The organism is Kitasatospora sp. NPDC059803, from assembly GCF_042732255.1.
Classification (GTDB): Bacteria; Actinomycetota; Actinomycetes; order Streptomycetales; family Streptomycetaceae; genus Kitasatospora.
Genome location: NZ_JBHWIJ010000094.1, coordinates 1 through 16,258, shown reverse-complemented (window position 1 = coordinate 16,258; position 16,258 = coordinate 1). Strand labels below are relative to the sequence as shown.

The window sequence follows — 16,258 nt, the reverse complement described above, 5'->3', positions numbered from 1 at the left end:
GCCACACACCACCCCGCCCACAACGGCGCGGTTCTCGGGGGGTGGGCCCAACCCCCCGCCTGGGGTGGGGCTGCGCGGGGGGCCCCCCCCCCCCCCCCCACCCCACCACCGACCGAGGGAGAGCGCATGAAGGCCGCCGTCGTCCACGACTTCACCGCGCCGCTGGTCATCGAGGACCGCCCAGTCCCCGAGCCCGCGGCGCACCAGGTCCGGGTCAGGATCGAGGCGTCCGGCCTCTGCCACACCGACATCCATGCCGCCCACGGCGACTGGCCGGTCAAGCCGAACCCGCCGTTCGTGCCCGGCCACGAGGGCGTGGGGATCGTCGAGGCGGTCGGCGAGGAGGTGCGCAACGTCCGGGTCGGCGAACGGGTCGCCATCCCCTGGCTGGCCGACGCCTGCGGGCGCTGCGACCAGTGCGTCTCCGGCTGGGAGACGCTCTGCCTCCAGCAGCACAACAGCGGCTACTCGGTGGACGGCGCCTACGCCGAGTACGCGCTGGCGCACGGCGACTACGTGGTGCCCGTCCCCGACGGCCTCGACCCGCTCGACGCCGCGCCGCTGTCCTGCGCGGGCGTCACCACCTACAAGGCGCTCAAGGTCTCCGGCGCCCGCCCGGGCACCCGGGTCCTGGTCTCCGGCATCGGCGGGCTCGGCCACCTGGCGCTGCAGTACGCGCGGATCTTCGGCGCAGAGACCATCGCGGTCGACGTCACCGACGACAAGCTCGCCCTGGCCCGCGAACTCGGCGCCGACCACGTCCTCGACGCCCGCACCCAGGACGTCGCGGCCGAGGTCCAGGCACTCGGCGGCGCCCACGCAGCCATCGCCCTCGCCGTCAGCAACGCCTCCTTCCAGGCCGCTTACGGGGCCCTGCGGCGCGGCGGCACGCTCGTGCTGGTGGCGCTTCCGGCCGGCGGAAAGCTCGAACTGCCGGTGTTCGAGACCGTGTTGAACGGCACCAGGGTGATCGGCTCGATCGTCGGCACCCGCCAGGACCTCGCCGAGGTCTTCCGCCTGCACGCCCTCGGCCGCACCCGCGTCATTCTTGAGCCCCGCCGCCTGGAGGAGGTGAACGCCTGCTTCGACGAGGTGCTGGGCGGCAAGGTCTCCGCCCGCCTGGTCTTCGACCTGCGCTGAGCGGCCTGCGCTGAGCACGGCCCCGGCCGAGCAGGTGCGCCTGGCATCCGTCCGCCCCCCTTGTCAGGACACAACTCGCGGCCGATCCGCCCCCTCGGCCGGCCCGTTCGGGTACCAGTGGCCCCCCGGGTCACGCCCGCCCCACGTCCGTCCGGGCCCGGTTGCAGTTCCGTCTCCGTTCCGTCCGGTGGGGGGCGCGGCGCCGTCCGGTCCGGGATCGTGGGGGCAACGACTCGTGGGGCGGGGGGAGTTGCCATGGGGGACGGCCAGGAGTTGGTGCCCGTGGTGGTGGGCGTGCTGGTGCGGGCGGCCGAGGGGGTGGCGGGCGGCCCGGGGCGGGCGGTCGCGGATCTGGTGCGGGCGCGGCTGCGGGCCACGCCGGAGGGCGCCCGGGCCGTGGACGCGGTCGACGCGAGCCCGGGGGATGCCCGGGCGCGGGCCGGGCTGACCGCCGCCGTCGGCGAACTGCTCACCTCGGACCCGGCGTTCGCCCGGTACCTGGCCACCACCGAACTCGGCCGGCCCGCCGACCCGCCGACCGTCCACCTCCGGGTCGATCCGGCCGTCGCCGGGGCCCAGGCCCGGGCCGCCCGGATCGGCGCCGCCCCCGTCCTCGTCACGCTGGCGCTGATCGTGGTCGCCGCCCTGGTCGCCGTCGGGATCAACCTGGGCTCGCGCCCGCTGCTGCGGCCGGGCGGGCCCGACCTGGCCCACGCCGGGCGGACGCTGCGCGACCCCGCCCAGGTGCAGGGCGTACTGCCCGATCTGCGGGCCATGCCGGGCGGCTGGCAGGTGGAGAGCGGCCCGCAGTCGGGAGCGGGCCCGGGCGAGGACGTGCCCTGCCTGCTCCCGGACGCCTGCGACCAGCAACTCGCTTACGCCACCGTGACGTTCCGCGCCGTGACCACGCACAGCGCACAGTTCACCGTGGTCACCTTCGCCTCCGCCGACGCCGCCGGCCGGGCCTTCGACGCGATGCTCGCCCACGTCGGCGGCGCCGACGCGGCCGCCGCCGTCCCCCTCCCCTCGATCGGCGACCAGCGGGCCGCCCGGACGCACGGCGCGGAAGGGGCGGAGGCCCTGGTGCGGGTCGGCACCACGCTGCTGTACGTCCGCGATTCGGGCCCGGGCGCCGACGCCGCCATGCCGGTGCTGGTTCTGTTCGCCCGTCTGCTGGCCGAACGCGCCCAGCAGGCCGAGGACGGCCGCGAGCCCGACGCCGCCGCCCAGGGGGCCACCGCCTGACCCGGCCGCACCCCCGCCTGCCGCAGCCCCTACCCAACCCGCCGCACCCCGACCGCACCGGTCGCCGGGTGCGGCTGCCGTTGCGTGGGGACACCGGTGGGGCCACCGGTGAGGCCGCGCGGCGCCGGCTCCTCCGAATGCATGTATCGCTCTCTTGACTGGCGTCACCAACACGCCATACTGGCCTCACTCCCGCTCGCACGATGAGGTGCCCGCCCATGGAGCTATCCCCCTCCGCGCACGTGGACACGTTCTGCCGCGACCATCTCCCGCCCATCGACCAGTGGCCCGAACTCCTATTCGACATACCGGAGTTGGCCTATCCGGACCGACTGAACTGCGCCCAGGCGCTGCTCGACGCAACGATCACCCGGTACGGCCCCGACCGCCGCTGCCTGCTCACCCCGACCGGCCAGTGGACCTACGGCGAACTACGCGACCACGCCGACCGGGTGGCCCGGCTGCTGACCGAGGACCTCGGCCTGGCCACCGGCAACCGGGTGCTGCTCCGCGGCCCCAACACCCCCTGGCTGGTGGCCTGCTGGCTCGGCGTCCTGAAGGCCGGCGGCGTGGCCGTCAGCACCATGCCGCTGCTGCGGGCCGCCGAACTGACCGGACTGCACCGGATCGCCCGGCCCGCCATCGCCCTGTGCGACCACCGCTACCTGGACGACCTCGCCCGGGCCGAGACACCCGGCCTGCGGGTGCTCGCCTTCGGCGGGCCCGGCCCCCACGACCTCACCGCCCGCTGCGCCGCCAAGAGCGGCGGCTTCACCGCCGTCCCGACCGCCGCCGACGACGTCGCGCTGATCGCCTTCACCTCCGGAACCACCGGACGGCCCAAGGCCACCCTGCACTTCCACCGCGACGTGCTCGCCAACGCCGACACCTTCTCCCGCCACCTCCTGCGCCCCACCCCCGACGACCTGTTCGCCGGCACCCCGCCGCTCGCCTTCACCTTCGGGCTCGGCGGCCTGGTGGTCTTCCCGCTGCGCGCCGGCGCCGCCAGCCTGCTGCTGGAGCAGGCCACCCCCGAGCAGCTCGCCGAGCAGGTCCACCGGCACCGGGTCGGCGTGCTGTTCACCGCTCCGACCGCCTACCGGGCGATCCTGGCCGCCGGGCTCGCCGACCGCCTGTCCGGCGTACGGCGCTGCGTCTCGGCCGGCGAGCACCTGCCCGCCGCCCTCTGGGAGGCCTTCCACGCGGCCACCGGGCAGCGGCTGATCGACGGCCTCGGCGCCACCGAGCTGCTGCACGTGTTCATCTCCGCCGCCGACGGCGACATCCGCCCCGGCGCGACCGGCCGCCCCGTCCCCGGATACCGGGCCGCCGTCCTCGACGAGCAGGGCCGGCCGGTGCCGGACGGCGTGCCCGGCCTGCTCGCCGTCAAGGGCCCGACCGGCTGCCGCTACCTGGACGACGAGCACCAGCGCGACTACGTCCGCAACGGCTGGAACCTCACCGGCGACACCTACCTCCGCGACCGGGACGGCTACTTCTGGTACCAGGCGCGCAACGACGACATGATCGTCTCGGCCGGCTACAACATCGCCGGCCCCGAGGTCGAGCAGGCCCTCGCCGCCCACCCCGACGTCGCCGACTGCGCGGTGGTCGGGGCGCCGGACGAACGGCGCGGCACGGTGGTGAAGGCCTACGTGGTGCTGCGCGAGGGCGCGCCCGCCGGGCCGGAGCAGGTGCGGAGCCTCCAGGAGCACGTCAAGCGGACCATCGCCCCGTACAAGTACCCGCGCGCGGTCGAGTTCGTCACCCGGCTGCCGCGCACCGCCACCGGCAAGCTGCACCGCGCCGAACTGCGCCGGCGGGCCGCGACCGCCCCGGCCAGCGTGGCGATCGAGCGCCGGGTCGAGTGGTCCGACACCGACGCCGCCGGGCACTACCACTTCTCGGCCGTCCAGCGCTGGGCCGAGGCCGCGGAGGCGGCGCTGCTGCGCCGGCTGGGCCTGGCCGAGCTGTTCGGGCGGATCCCCCGGGTGCACTTCGAGGCCGACTACCGCGAGCGGCTCTGGTTCGGCGACCTGGTCCGCACCGAGCTGCGGGTGGTCCGGGTCGGCGGCTCCTCGCTGCACTACGCCTTCGAGGTGCACGGCCCGCAGGGCCTGGCCGCGTCCGGGCGGATGTCGGTGGTGCACGCCGCGCCGAACGCCAAGGGCGCCGAGCCCTGGCCCGCGCCGGTGCGCCGCGCGCTGGCCGAGGCCGGACCGCAACAGCCGGAGGTGGTGCGGTGACCACCGCGGCCCGCACCACCACACCCGCCGCCGCCCGCACCAACGCGGCCCGCCGCATCGCGGTGATCGGCGCCGGTCCGGGCGGGCTCTACTTCGCCGCGCTCGCCAAGCGGTTGGCACCGCACCGGGAGATCACCGTCTTCGAACGCGACGGCCGACAGGACGAGTTCGGCTTCGGCGTGGTGTTCTCCGACGAGACGCTGAACGGCATCGCCCAGGCCGACCCGGAGGTCTTCGCCGCGATCGGCGCCGAGTTCGCCCGCTGGAGCGACCTCGACGTGCGCTACGCGGGCGAGGTCCGCACCTGCGGCGGGCACGGCTTCGCGGCACTCGACCGCAACCGGCTGCGCGCGATCCTGCAACGGCGCTGCGAGCAGCTCGCGGTGGACGTACGCTACCGCACCCCCGCCCCTCCGGTCGACCGGCTCGCCGCCGAGTACGACCTGGTGGTCGCCGCCGACGGCATCCACTCGGGCACCCGCGCGGCCTACGCCGACACCTTCCGGCCCGACCTGGACGAGCGGCACTGCCGCTACATCTGGCTCGCCACCGACAAGGTCTTCGAGGCCTTCACCTTCATCGTCGAGCGGTTCGACTTCGGCACCCTCCAGGTGCACGCCTACCCGTACAGCGCGACCCGCTCCACCTTCATCGTGGAGATCGCCGAAGACGCCTGGCGCCGGGCCGGGTTCGACGCCCTCGCCGCCCGGGAGCCGGCCCGCGGCGAGAGCGACGAGGCCAGCGTGCGGCGCTGCGCGGACCTGCTCGCCGGACACCTGGACGGCCACCGGCTGATCCCGAACGCCTCCCGCTGGATCAGCTTCACCACCGTGCGCAACGCCCGCTGGCGCCACCGCAACGTGGTGCTGCTCGGCGACGCGGCGCACTCCGCGCACTTCTCGATCGGCTCGGGCACCAAGCTCGCCCTGGAGGACGCCCTCGCGCTCGCCGCGAGCCTGCACGAACAGCCGGCGCTGGAGCAGGCGTTGGCCGCCTACGAGGCGGAGCGGCGCCCGGTGGTGGAGTCCACCCAGCGGGCCGCGCAGGCGAGCCTGGAGTGGTTCGAGACGGTGGAGCGGCGCGCCGGGCAGGGCGCCGACCGGTTCGCGTTCAACCTGCTCACCCGCAGCCGCCGGGTCACCTACGGCAACCTGCGGGCCCGCGACCCCGGCTTCGTCGACGCGGTGGACGCCGCCGCCGGCGGCCCGCCCGGTGTACCGCCGATGTTCCGGCCGCTGAAGCTCGGCGCCCTGGAGCTGCGCAACCGCGTCGTGGTGCCCCCGCTCGCCACCTTCACCTCCACCGACACCCTGCCCAGCGGCTTCGACCGGGCCCAGCTGACCGCGCACGCGCTCGGCGGCGCCGGGCTGGTCCTCGCCGGGATGGCCGCCGTCAGCCCCGGGGGCCGGGCCACCGACCGCTGCCCGGGGCTGTGGAACGACCGCCAGGAGACGGCCTGGCGCGAACTCGTCGACGCCGTCCGCGCGGTGAGCGACACCCCGGTCGGCCTCCAGCTGACCCACGCCGGCCGCCGGGGCGCCACCGCCGCACCCGGCCCGGACGGGATCGGGCGCCCGCTCGCCGACGGCTGGCCGCTGCTCGCCGCCTCCCCGCTCCCCTGGGGCCCGGACAGCCCTGCCCCGCACGCGGCCACCGCCGCCCAACTGGCCACCGTGGTCGCGGACTTCGCCGAGGCGGCGGAACGCGCGGCGCGGGCCGGCTTCGACGCGCTGGAGCTGCAGTTCGGCCACGGCCACCTGGTCTCCGGCTTCCTCTCACCGCTGACCAACCACCGCACCGACCGCTACGGCGGCCGGCTCGCGCACCGGCTGCGGCTGCCGCTGGAGGTGCTGGCGGCCGTCCGCGCGCTCTGGCCGGCCGGGCGGCCGCTGCTGGTGCGGATCTCGGCCTGCGACTGGGCGCCCGGCGGCACCACCGCACCGGAGGCCGTCACGATCGGCCGCGCGCTGGCCGACGGCGGGGCGGACGCGGTGGACGTGTCCACCGGCGAGGTGGTCGCCCACCAGCGGCCGCCGTACGGCCGCGGCTACCAGACGCCGTTCGCCGAGCTGATCCGCGCCGCCACCGGCCTGCCGACCATCGCGGTCGGCGCGATCTCCGGGCACGACGACGCCAACTCCGTGCTGCTGGCCGGGCGGGCCGACCTGGTCGCGATCGGGCGGGCCCAGCTGTACGACCCGCTCTGGACGCTGCACGCCGCCGCCGAGCAGGGCTACACCGGGCCGGGCGCGCGCTGGCCCGGCCCCTGGTCGGCGGGCAGCCGCAGACCGCCGGGCCCGAACGCCGACCGGGTCGCACCGCGCCTGCACCTGCTGGCCGAGCCCGCCGCGCCGGTGCACCGCCGCTGGCCGCCGCCCACCCCCGAACCGCGCTGAGCAGCCGAGGAGGAACCATGCCCGACCTGCCCCGCTTCACCGCCGCGGCCGTCCAGGCCGCCCCCGTCTACCTGGACCCGGCCGCCACCGTCGACAAGGCCGTCGCCCTGATCCACGAGGCGGCCGGCCACGGCGCCGCCCTGGTGGTCTTCCCCGAGGTCTTCGTCCCCGGCTACCCGTACTGGAACTGGACGATGAACCCGGTGCAGGGCTCGCCCTGGTACGAGCGCCTCTACCGCGCCGCCGTCGACGTCCCCGGCCCGTACGTGGACACGCTGCGCGCCGCCGCCCGGCAGGCCGGCGTGGTACTGGTGATCGGCGTCAACGAACGCGGCCGGCACAGCCTCGGGGTGCTCTACAACACCCTGCTGATCATCGGCGCGGACGGCGAACTCCTCGATGTGCACCGCAAGTTGGTGCCGACCTGGGCCGAGAAGCTGACCTGGACGCCCGGCGACGGCAGCTCCCTGCGGGTGCACCGCACGGCCGTCGGCCCGCTCGGCGCGCTGGCCTGCGGCGAGAACACCAACACCCTGGCCCGCTTCACCCTGCTGGCCCAGGGCGAACTCGTCCACGCCGCCAGCTACATCGCCCTGCCGGTGGCCCCCGAGGACTACGACATGGCGGAGGCGATCGCGCTGCGCGCCGCCGCGCACTGCTTCGAGGGCAAGCTGTTCACCGTGGTCTCCTGCTCCACCATCTCGCCCGAGATGGTGGACCTGATCGCCGGTGACGACCACCAGGTGCGCAAGCAACTCGCCCGCCCGCGCAGCGCGTTGTCCGGAATCTTCGGCCCCGACGGACGCCCGGTGGGCGAGCCGCTGGTGGACGAGGAGGGCATCGTCTACGCCGAGATCGACCTCGGCCGGTGCATCCAGCCCAAGCAGATGCACGACATCGTCGGCCACTACAACCGCTTCGACGTCTTCCGGCTGCACGTGGACAACCGCCCGCTGCGGCCGCTGGTGTTCCCGGAGGAGCAGGCATGACCAGCCACGACGGCACCGACCGCCACGGCACCACCGACCCCCACGGCGCCACCGACCAGGGGCGCACGGCCGACCACGACCACGACGACGACCAGCTCGGCCGCGCCAGGGTCACCGACAGCCCCGAGCTCACCGCCTACTACGAGGAACTGGCCGAACACGAGGCCGGCGCCCTGTGGACGGTGGCGAACGAGATCGAGCCCTGGTACCCGCAGCCCAAGTCGGTGCCGGTGCTCTGGCGCTACGCCGACCTGCGCCCGCTGGTCCGCAAGGCGCTGCCGCTGGTCAAGGCCGACGACGCCGGGCGCCGGGTGGTGATGCTGGTCAACCCCGGGCGCCGCGAACTGAGCGCCGCCGTCGGCCTGCTGTACACCGGCCTCCAGATCATGGGCCCCGGCGAGGCGATGACCGCGCACCGCCACCAGGCCGCCGCCCTGCGCTTCGTCCACGAGGGCACCGGCGCCTGGACGGTCGTGGACGGCCAGAAGCTCAAGGTCGGCCCGCGCGACTTCGCCATCACGCCCAACAACTCCTGGCACGAGCACGGCAACGAGTCCGACGACGCCCCGGTGATCTGGCAGGACGGCCTGGACATCCCGCTGGTCAACATGCTCGACGCGAACTTCTACGAGGTCCACCCGGAGCTCTACCAGCGGCCCGGCCCGGTGGTGAACTCCTCCCTGCTGAGCTACGGCGGCAACCTGCTCCCGTACGGCGTCGAGACCTGGAGCAGGCCCTACTCCCCCCTGCTCGGCTGGCCCTGGGAACCCAGCTACCACGCGCTGCGCCAACTCGCCCGCGCCACCGACGGATCGCCGTACGACGGCGTCATCATGGAGTACACCAACCCGGTCACCGGCGGCCCGGTGATGCCGACCATGGCCGCCCACCTGCAACTGCTGCGCCCCGGCCAGGCCACCCGCGCCCACCGCCACACCGGCTCGGTGGTCTACACGGCGGCCAAGGGGCGGGGCGTCTCGGTGATCGCCGGGCGGCGCTTCGAGTGGCAGCAGGGCGACGTCTTCGTCGTCCCGTCCTGGGCCTGGCACGAGCACGCGAACCTCGACCCCGGCGAGGACGCCTGCCTGTTCTCCTTCAACGACTTCCCGGTGATGCACTCGCTCGGCCTCTACCGCGAGGAGGCATACCCGGAGCACGACGGGCACCAGGGCCCGGCCTGACCCGCAGGACACACCCCGGCCCATCAGCGCCCGGTACCCCCAAGGAGCCCCGACCATGCACCTGTTGACCTACTGCACGGACGGCGACGAGACCCCGCGCCTCGGCGCCCGGCTCGGCGACCAGGTCGCCGACCTGACCGCCCTCGCCACCGCCGCCGACGCCCGGCTGCCCGACGGCCTGCTCGGCCTGGTCCGGGCCGGCGAGGCCGCGCTGACCACCGCCCGCACGCTGCTGGCCCAAGCCGGTCCCGGCCACCCCGCCGTCCGCCCGCTCGCCGAGGTGTCGCTGCGCGCACCCCTGCGGCCCGGCAAGATCGTCGGCGTCGGCCTCAACTACGTGGAGCACGTCGCCGAATCGCACCGCACCCTGGACACCGAACGCGAACTGCCCGACCGGCCCGTGCTGTTCAGCAAGCCCGCGACCGCCGTCACCGGCCCGGGCCAGCCCATCCGGCACAACGCCGACCTGACCAAGCAGCTCGACTGGGAGTGCGAACTCGCCGTGGTGATCGGCGAACCGGCCTTCCGGGTGGCCGAGCAGGACGCCTGGCGGCACGTCTTCGGCTACAGCATCGTCAACGACGTCAGCGCCCGCGACCAGCGCCGCTCCGGGCAGTGGTTCTTCTCCAAAGGGCAGGACAGCTACGCACCGTTCGGCCCGGTCGTGGTCACCACCGACGAGATCCCCGACCCGCAGGACCTCGACCTCTCGCTCAGGGTCAACGGCGAGCTGCGGCAGGACTCCAACACCCGCCACATGCTGTTCGGCATCGCCCGGCTGATCGCCGACATCTCCTCCGGCGTCACCCTCGAACCGGGCGACGTGATCGCCACCGGCTCCCCGTCCGGCGTCGGCGCCGGCCTGGTGCCGCCGCAGTTCCTCCAGCCCGGCGACCTGGTCGAGGCCACCATCGAGCGGATCGGCACCCTCGCCAACCCGGTGGTCGACGCCCGCTGAGCGGAGCACCCCACCCCGGCCAGCTCCCGAGAGGAACCCCAGCACCCCATGACCACCTACCGGATCGGCCAGATCGTCCCCAGCTCCAACGTCACCATGGAGACCGAGGTCCCCGCCCTGCTGCGGGCCCGCGAGGCGGTCGCGCCCGAGCGGTTCACCTTCCACTCCAGCCGGATGCGGATGACCAGGGTCACCCCCGAGCAACTGCGCGCCATGGACGCCGAGTCCGACCGCTGCGCGGCCGAACTCTCCGACGCCCGGGTCGACGTGCTCGGCTACGCCTGCCTGGTCGCCGTGATGGCCACCGGCCCCGGCTACCACCGCGAGGCCGAACAGCGCCTGCACCGGCGCACCGCCGAGAACGGCGCCCCCGCCCCCGTGGTCACCAGCGCGGGCGCCCTGGTGACCGGCCTGCACACGCTCGGCGCCAAGAAGGTCGCCCTCGTCACCCCGTACCTGCGGCCGCTGGCCCGGACCGTGGTCGACTACCTGGCCCACGAGGGCATCGAGGTGCTCGACTACGCGGCCCTGGAGATCCCCGACAACCTCGACGTGGCCGCCCACGACCCGGCGCGGCTCCCCGCCATCGCCGGGCGCCTCGCCCACGCCGAGGCCGATGCGGTGGTGCTCTCGGCCTGCGTGCAGCTGCCCTCGCTGTCCGCCGTCGAGGAAGCCGAGCAGCAGCTCGGCAAGCCGGTCGTCTCGGCGGCGATCTGCACCACCCACCAACTGCTGCGCGCCCTCGGCCTGCCGGCCGTCGCCCCCGGCGCCGGGCACCTGCTCTCCGGCGCCTACGCCCACGCCTGACGCGGAGCTCCCACCGCTATGATCACCACGAGCTGCCGGGGAGGAGGCGCACCATGTCGGAGAGCACGCCCCGGCCCAGCTCCCTCATCCACACCGTGTACGGCGAGTTCGTGCGCCGCCTCGGCGGCTGGATCTCGATCGCCGACCTGATCGCGCTGATGGCCGAACTCGACGTCGACGGCCCTGCGGTGCGCTCGGCCATCTCCCGGCTGAAGAAGGCCGGCACCCTGTTCCAGGAGCGCCGCGACGGCACCGGCTACCGGCTCGCCCCGGCGATGGGCCCGGTCTTCGAGGAGGGCGACCGCCGGATCTTCCACAGCCTGGAGCCCGCCGAACTCGCCGACGGCTGGGTGGTCGCGGTCTTCTCGGTGCCCGAGTCCGAGCGCGCCCACCGCCACCAGCTGCGCTCCCGGCTGAGCTGGCTCGGCTTCGGCAACGCCGCCCCCGGCGTCTGGCTGGCGCCCGCCCGGCTGCTGCCGGACGCCCGGCGGCTGCTGGAGCGCCTCGGGCTGAGCGCCTACGTGCACCTGTTCCTGTCCGCCGAGTACGCGGGCTTCGCCGAACTGCGCACCGCGGTGGCCGGCTGGTGGGACTTCCCCGCGATCGAGGCGCAGTACGCGGCCTTCGACGACGCCTGGCGCCCGGTCGCCGCCGAACTGCGCGGCCGGCCGCGGGTCGACCCGGTCGAGGCGTTCCGCGGCTACGTCCCGATGCTCACCCAGTGGCGCCGGCTGCCCTACCTGGACCCGGGCCTGCCCGAACCGCTGCTGCCCGCCGACTGGAACGCCGTCGCCGCGCGGGCCGTCTTCACCGAGCTGCACGCGCTGCTCGCCGAGCCCAGCCTGCGGCACGTCGAGAAGGTCACCGGCCTGCCGGCCGGCGCCCCACCCCACCAGGAGCCGCGATGACCGACCCCGCCCCCGCCGACCTCCTCGTCCGCGCCTCAGCCGTCCACACCCTCGTCCCCGGCCGGCCGCCGCAGCGGGCGATCGCCGTCACCGGGGCGCGGATCACCGCCCTGTCCGCCGACCCGCACGGCCTGGACGACCTGATCGGACCGGACACCGAGGTCCTGGACGCCCCCGCCGCCACGGTGCTGCCCGCCTTCGACGACACCCACACCCACCTGATCCTGGCCGGCCACAGCGTCCACGGCGTCCCCGTCCACCGGGCCCGCGACCTCGCCGCCTTCCTCGGCCTGATCCGCGAACGCGCCGCCCGGACCCCGCCCGGCCAGTGGATCCACACCACCGTCAACTGGCAGGAGGTGCTGCTCGCCGAGCAGCGGCTGCCCACCACCGCGGAACTGGACGAGGCCACCGCCGACCACCCCGTCCTGGTCCGCCGCGGCGCCTACAACATGGTGCTCAACTCGGCCGCGCTGCGCCTCGCCGGCATCACCGACGACACCCCCGACCCGCCCGGCGGCCTGCTCGAACGCGACGACCGGGGGCGGCTCACCGGGCGGCTGGTCAACAAGGCGGTCGAACTGGTCGAGCGGGTGCTGCCGCGCCCCGCGCTCGCCGAACGGGTGGCCGGCCTGCGCGCCGCCTCCGCCGACTACGCCGCCACCGGCATCGGCACCGTCCGCGACTGCCTCGTCCCGGTCGAGGACCTCGACGTGCTGCTCGCGGCCCGGGCGGCCGGTGCGCTCGCCGTCCGGGTCCGGGCGCTGGTCTCCGGCTTCGCCGCCCGCACCCCCGAGCAGGTCGACGAGCTGCTGGACCGGATGGACGCCTGGCGCGCCGCCGGCGAGGACGACGACCTGCTGCGGCTGTGGGGGGTGAAGTTCGGCATCGACGGCGGCTTCGAGGCCGGCGCGCTGGAGGAGCCGTACCAAGGCCGGCCCTGCTACCACGGCCGACTGCTCTGGGAGCCGAAGGAACTGGTCGCGGCCGTCGACCGGGTGGTCGGGCGCGGCTGGCGGGTCGGCGTGCACGCCTGGGGCGACCGCGGCCTGCGCACCCTGCTGGACGTCTTCGAGGAGGTGCTCGACCAGCGCCCCGGCCTGCCTCCCGGCACGCTGGTGGTCGAGCACGGCGGACTGGCCCGGGCCGACCAGCGGGCCCGGGCGATCGCGCTCGGCATCCCCGTCACCGTGCAGCATCCGCTGCTGCACGACGGCGCGCTCGCCCAGCAGCGGGCCTGGGGCGAGGAGCGCACCGCCGGGATCTTCCCGCTGCGCGAATGGCTCGACGAGGGCGCGCTGCTGGCCGCCGGCTCGGACTTCCCGGTCGGCCCGTACGGCGCGATGGTGTCGGTGTGGGGCATGACGACCCGCCGGACCACCGCCGGGGTGGTCGGGCCCGAGCACGCCGTCGACCGGGCCGAGGCGGTCGCGCTGCACACCGTCCACGCGGCCCGGCTGATGGGCGAGAGCGCCGAACGCGGCAGCCTGCGGCCGGGGGCGCTGGCCGATCTGACGGTGTGGCCGGTCGATCCGCTGAGCTGCCCGGTCGACGTGCTGCGCGAGCTGCGACCCGAACGCACGGTCGTCGGCGGGCGGACCGTCCACCCCGCTCCCGCGTAACGGTCCACCACCGCCGCGCACCGGGTCCAGCAGCACGAGCTGGACCCGGTGGTGGAACGCCATGGCGGCAGGGCAGTGCCCGGGGCGTGGCACCTCCCTGCCGCCGAGACGCCCGACCGCCGGGGCCGTCAGCCCCCGACGTAGGCCGCGAGGTGCTCGCCGGTGAGGGTGGAGCGGGCGGCGATCAGGTCGGCGGGCGTGCCCTCGAAGACGATCCGGCCGCCGTCGTGGCCGGCGCCCGGGCCGAGGTCGATGATCCAGTCGGCGTGCGCCATCACCGCCTGGTGGTGCTCGATGACGATGACCGACTTGCCGGAGTCCACCAGCCGGTCGAGCAGCCCGAGCAACTGCTCGACGTCGGCGAGGTGCAGGCCGGTGGTCGGCTCGTCGAGGACGTAGACGCCGCCCTTCTCGGCCATGTGGGTGGCCAGCTTGAGCCGCTGCCGCTCGCCGCCGGACAGCGTGGTGAGCGGCTGGCCGAGGCTGAGGTAGCCGAGCCCGACGTCGGCGAGGTTGGCGAGGATGCGGTGCGCGGCCGGGATGCGCGCCTCGCCGGTGCCGAAGAACTCCTCGGCCTCGGTCACCGGCATCGCGAGCACCTCGCTGATGTCACGGCCGCCGAGGTGGTACTCCAGCACCGAGGCGTCGTAGCGCTTGCCCTCGCACTCCTCGCAGGTGCTGGCCACGCCGGCCATCATCGCCAGGTCGGTGAAGACCACCCCGGCGCCGTTGCAGTTGGGGCAGGCGCCTTCGGAGTTGGCGCTGAACAGGGCCGGCTTGACGCCGTTGGCCTTCGCGACGGCCTTGCGGATCGGCTCCAGCAGCCCGGTGTACGTCGCCGGGTTGCTGCGCCGGGAGCCGCGGATGGCGCCCTGGTCGACGGACACCACGCCCGCGCCCCCCGGAATCGAACCGTGCACCAGCGAGCTCTTCCCGGAGCCGGCGACGCCGGTGATCACGGTCAGCACCCCGAGCGGGATGTCGACGTCGACGTCGCGCAGGTTGTTCGCCGTCGCGCCGCGGATCTCCAGGGTGCCGTTCGGCTCGCGCACCGCCTTGCGGACGGCGGCCCGGTCGTCGAAGTGGCGGCCGGTGACGGTGCCGCTGGACCGCAGCCCCTCGACGGTGCCCTCGAAGCAGACCGAGCCGCCCGCCGTCCCGGCGCCGGGGCCGAGGTCGACGACGTGGTCGGCGATCGCGATGGTCTCCGGCTTGTGCTCCACGACCAGCACCGTGTTGCCCTTGTCCCGCAGCCGCAGCAGGAGTTCGTTCATCCGCTGGATGTCGTGCGGGTGCAGGCCGGTGGTGGGCTCGTCGAAGACGTACGTGACGTCGGTGAGCGCCGAGCCGAGGTGCCGGATCATCTTGACCCGCTGCGCCTCGCCGCCGGACAGCGTGCCGGAGGGCCGGTCGAGCGAGAGGTAGCCCAGCCCGATCTCCACGAACGAGTCGAGGGTGTGCCGCAGGGTCCCGAGCAGCGGCGCCACGGCCGGCTCGTCGAGGTCGCGGACCCAGGCGGCCAGGTCGCTGATCTGCATCGCGCAGGCGTCGGCGATGCTGGTCCCGCCGATCAGCGACGACCGGGCCGCCTCGCTGAGCCGGGTGCCCCCGCAGTCGGGGCAGGCGGTGAAGGTGACCGCCCGGTCGACGAACGCCCGGATGTGCGGCTGCAGCGCGTCCCGGTCCTTGGTGAGCATCGACTTCTGGATCTTCGGGATCAGCCCCTCGTAGGTGAGGTTGACCCCGTTGACCTTGACCTTGGTCGGCTCGCGGTGGAGGAAGTCCTGCATCTCCTTCTTGGTGTACTTGCGGATCGGCTTGTCCGGGTCGAGGAAGCCCGAGTTCGCGTAGATCCCCACCGTCCACCAGCTGTCGGTCTTCCAGCCGGGGATGGTGATCGCGCCCTCGGAGATCGACTTGGTGTCGTCGAAGAGCTGGGTGAGGTCGATGTCGGACACGCTGCCGCGGCCCTCGCAACGCGGACACATGCCGCCGGTGATGCTGAAGCTGCGCCGCTCCTTGACGGTCTTCCCGCCGCGTTCGACGGTGACGGCGCCCGCCCCGCTGATCGAGGGGACGTTGAAGGAGAACGCCTTGGGCGAGCCGATGTGCGGCTGCCCGAGCCGGCTGAAGAGGATCCGCAGCATCGCGTTGGCGTCGGTGGCGGTGCCGACCGTGGAGCGGGGGTCGGCGCCCATCCGCTGCTGGTCGACGATGATCGCGGTGGTCAGCCCCTCCAGCACGTCGACCTCGGGCCGCGCCTGGGTCGGCATGAAGCCCTGGACGAAGGCGCTGTAGGTCTCGTTGATCAGCCGCTGCGACTCGGCGGCGATCGTGTCGAACACCAGGGAGCTCTTGCCGGAGCCGGAGACGCCGGTGAACACCGTCAGCCGCCGCTTCGGGAGCTCGACGCTGACGTCCTTGAGGTTGTTCTCGCGCGCGCCGTGCACGCGGATCAGGTCGTGACTGTCGGCACCGGGTGCCGCCGGCGGCTGCGCGGCCGTCCTCGTGGGCTTGCTCATCGTCTTCCCCATCTGTGCGGCGGAGCCGCCGTCGCGGTGGATGATCGCCGGCCGCCGCACCCGGGAGGGGAGCCCCGTCCACCGGTGCCGGCCAGGCATGGCGGAAGCCTAACCGCCGCCCCGGAGACGGCCCGGCCGGTGGGCCCGCGGATCGGCGTCCGGTACCGGCCGCACGGCGTGGCACGCCCGCCGGGGCGGCCGGACCGGGGGGGCCGCCCCCCCCCCCCCCCCGGGGGGCGCGGGA

11 protein-coding genes and 1 pseudogene are annotated in these 16,258 nt (G+C 74.7%); 11 read left to right on the top strand and 1 reads right to left on the bottom strand.

Annotated elements, in window-relative coordinates; translation table 11 throughout:
* Positions 1 to 126: 126 nt before the first annotated feature.
* The 11 genes and pseudogenes from adhP (at position 127) to ACFV6I_RS17280 (ending at position 13,492) form a co-directional block, all read left to right on the top strand.
* Positions 127 to 1,140 (top strand): alcohol dehydrogenase AdhP, encoded by a 1,014-nt coding sequence (gene adhP / locus ACFV6I_RS17330; RefSeq protein WP_380342485.1) that lies wholly within the window; start codon positions 127 to 129, stop codon positions 1,138 to 1,140.
* 255 nt (positions 1,141 to 1,395) lie between these two features.
* A complete protein-coding gene (locus ACFV6I_RS17325; RefSeq protein ID WP_380426105.1) occupies positions 1,396 to 2,385 on the top strand; it encodes a hypothetical protein in 990 nt (329 codons plus the stop codon).
* 218 nt (positions 2,386 to 2,603) lie between these two features.
* Positions 2,604 to 4,229: pseudogene (locus tag ACFV6I_RS17320) on the top strand (AMP-binding protein); the annotation flags it as partial.
* Positions 4,230 to 4,631 (top strand): thioesterase family protein, encoded by a 402-nt coding sequence (locus tag ACFV6I_RS17315; protein WP_244293727.1) that lies wholly within the window; start codon positions 4,230 to 4,232, stop codon positions 4,629 to 4,631.
* Positions 4,628 to 7,027 carry an FAD-dependent monooxygenase gene (locus ACFV6I_RS17310; RefSeq protein WP_380426103.1) on the top strand — a complete coding sequence of 800 codons (2,400 nt, stop codon included), beginning with the start codon at positions 4,628 to 4,630 and terminating at the stop codon, positions 7,025 to 7,027. The genes ACFV6I_RS17315 and ACFV6I_RS17310 overlap by 4 nt, the downstream gene beginning before the upstream one ends.
* A gap of 17 nt (positions 7,028 to 7,044) precedes the next feature.
* Positions 7,045 to 8,016 (top strand): carbon-nitrogen hydrolase family protein, encoded by a 972-nt coding sequence (locus tag ACFV6I_RS17305; protein ID WP_063350262.1) that lies wholly within the window; start codon positions 7,045 to 7,047, stop codon positions 8,014 to 8,016.
* A complete protein-coding gene (locus ACFV6I_RS17300) occupies positions 8,013 to 9,197 on the top strand; it encodes a cupin domain-containing protein (protein ID WP_380426100.1) in 1,185 nt (394 codons plus the stop codon). The genes ACFV6I_RS17305 and ACFV6I_RS17300 overlap by 4 nt, the downstream gene beginning before the upstream one ends.
* Positions 9,198 to 9,252: 55 nt before the next feature.
* On the top strand, positions 9,253 to 10,155 hold the full coding sequence (locus tag ACFV6I_RS17295; protein ID WP_380426098.1) for a fumarylacetoacetate hydrolase family protein: 903 nt from the start codon (positions 9,253 to 9,255) through the stop codon (positions 10,153 to 10,155).
* 48 nt (positions 10,156 to 10,203) lie between these two features.
* Positions 10,204 to 10,962 (top strand): Asp/Glu racemase, encoded by a 759-nt coding sequence (locus ACFV6I_RS17290; RefSeq protein ID WP_380426096.1) that lies wholly within the window; start codon positions 10,204 to 10,206, stop codon positions 10,960 to 10,962.
* Between the two features lie 53 nt (positions 10,963 to 11,015).
* On the top strand, positions 11,016 to 11,870 hold the full coding sequence (locus tag ACFV6I_RS17285) for a PaaX family transcriptional regulator C-terminal domain-containing protein (RefSeq protein ID WP_380426094.1): 855 nt from the start codon (positions 11,016 to 11,018) through the stop codon (positions 11,868 to 11,870).
* On the top strand, positions 11,867 to 13,492 hold the full coding sequence (locus ACFV6I_RS17280) for an amidohydrolase (protein ID WP_380426092.1): 1,626 nt from the start codon (positions 11,867 to 11,869) through the stop codon (positions 13,490 to 13,492). The genes ACFV6I_RS17285 and ACFV6I_RS17280 overlap by 4 nt, the downstream gene beginning before the upstream one ends.
* A gap of 128 nt (positions 13,493 to 13,620) precedes the next feature.
* On the opposite strand, the gene ACFV6I_RS17275 is transcribed toward ACFV6I_RS17280, so the two are convergent.
* Positions 13,621 to 16,014 carry an ATP-binding cassette domain-containing protein gene (locus ACFV6I_RS17275; RefSeq protein ID WP_380426123.1) on the bottom strand — a complete coding sequence of 798 codons (2,394 nt, stop codon included), beginning with the start codon at positions 16,012 to 16,014 and terminating at the stop codon, positions 13,621 to 13,623.
* Positions 16,015 to 16,258 lie beyond the last annotated feature (244 nt).

Bases quoted from the DNA above. Each gene is read 5' to 3' on its own strand.
- adhP (WP_380342485.1), top strand. From the start codon at position 127: ATGAAGGCCGCCGTCGTCCACGACTTCACCGCGCCGCTGGTCATCGAG.
- ACFV6I_RS17325 (WP_380426105.1), top strand. From the start codon at position 1,396: ATGGGGGACGGCCAGGAGTTGGTGCCCGTGGTGGTGGGCGTGCTGGTG.
- ACFV6I_RS17305 (WP_063350262.1), top strand. From the start codon at position 7,045: ATGCCCGACCTGCCCCGCTTCACCGCCGCGGCCGTCCAGGCCGCCCCC.
- ACFV6I_RS17300 (WP_380426100.1), top strand. From the start codon at position 8,013: ATGACCAGCCACGACGGCACCGACCGCCACGGCACCACCGACCCCCAC.
- ACFV6I_RS17295 (WP_380426098.1), top strand. From the start codon at position 9,253: ATGCACCTGTTGACCTACTGCACGGACGGCGACGAGACCCCGCGCCTC.
- ACFV6I_RS17290 (WP_380426096.1), top strand. From the start codon at position 10,204: ATGACCACCTACCGGATCGGCCAGATCGTCCCCAGCTCCAACGTCACC.
- ACFV6I_RS17285 (WP_380426094.1), top strand. From the start codon at position 11,016: ATGTCGGAGAGCACGCCCCGGCCCAGCTCCCTCATCCACACCGTGTAC.
- ACFV6I_RS17280 (WP_380426092.1), top strand. From the start codon at position 11,867: ATGACCGACCCCGCCCCCGCCGACCTCCTCGTCCGCGCCTCAGCCGTC.
- ACFV6I_RS17275 (WP_380426123.1), bottom strand. From the start codon at position 16,014: ATGAGCAAGCCCACGAGGACGGCCGCGCAGCCGCCGGCGGCACCCGGT.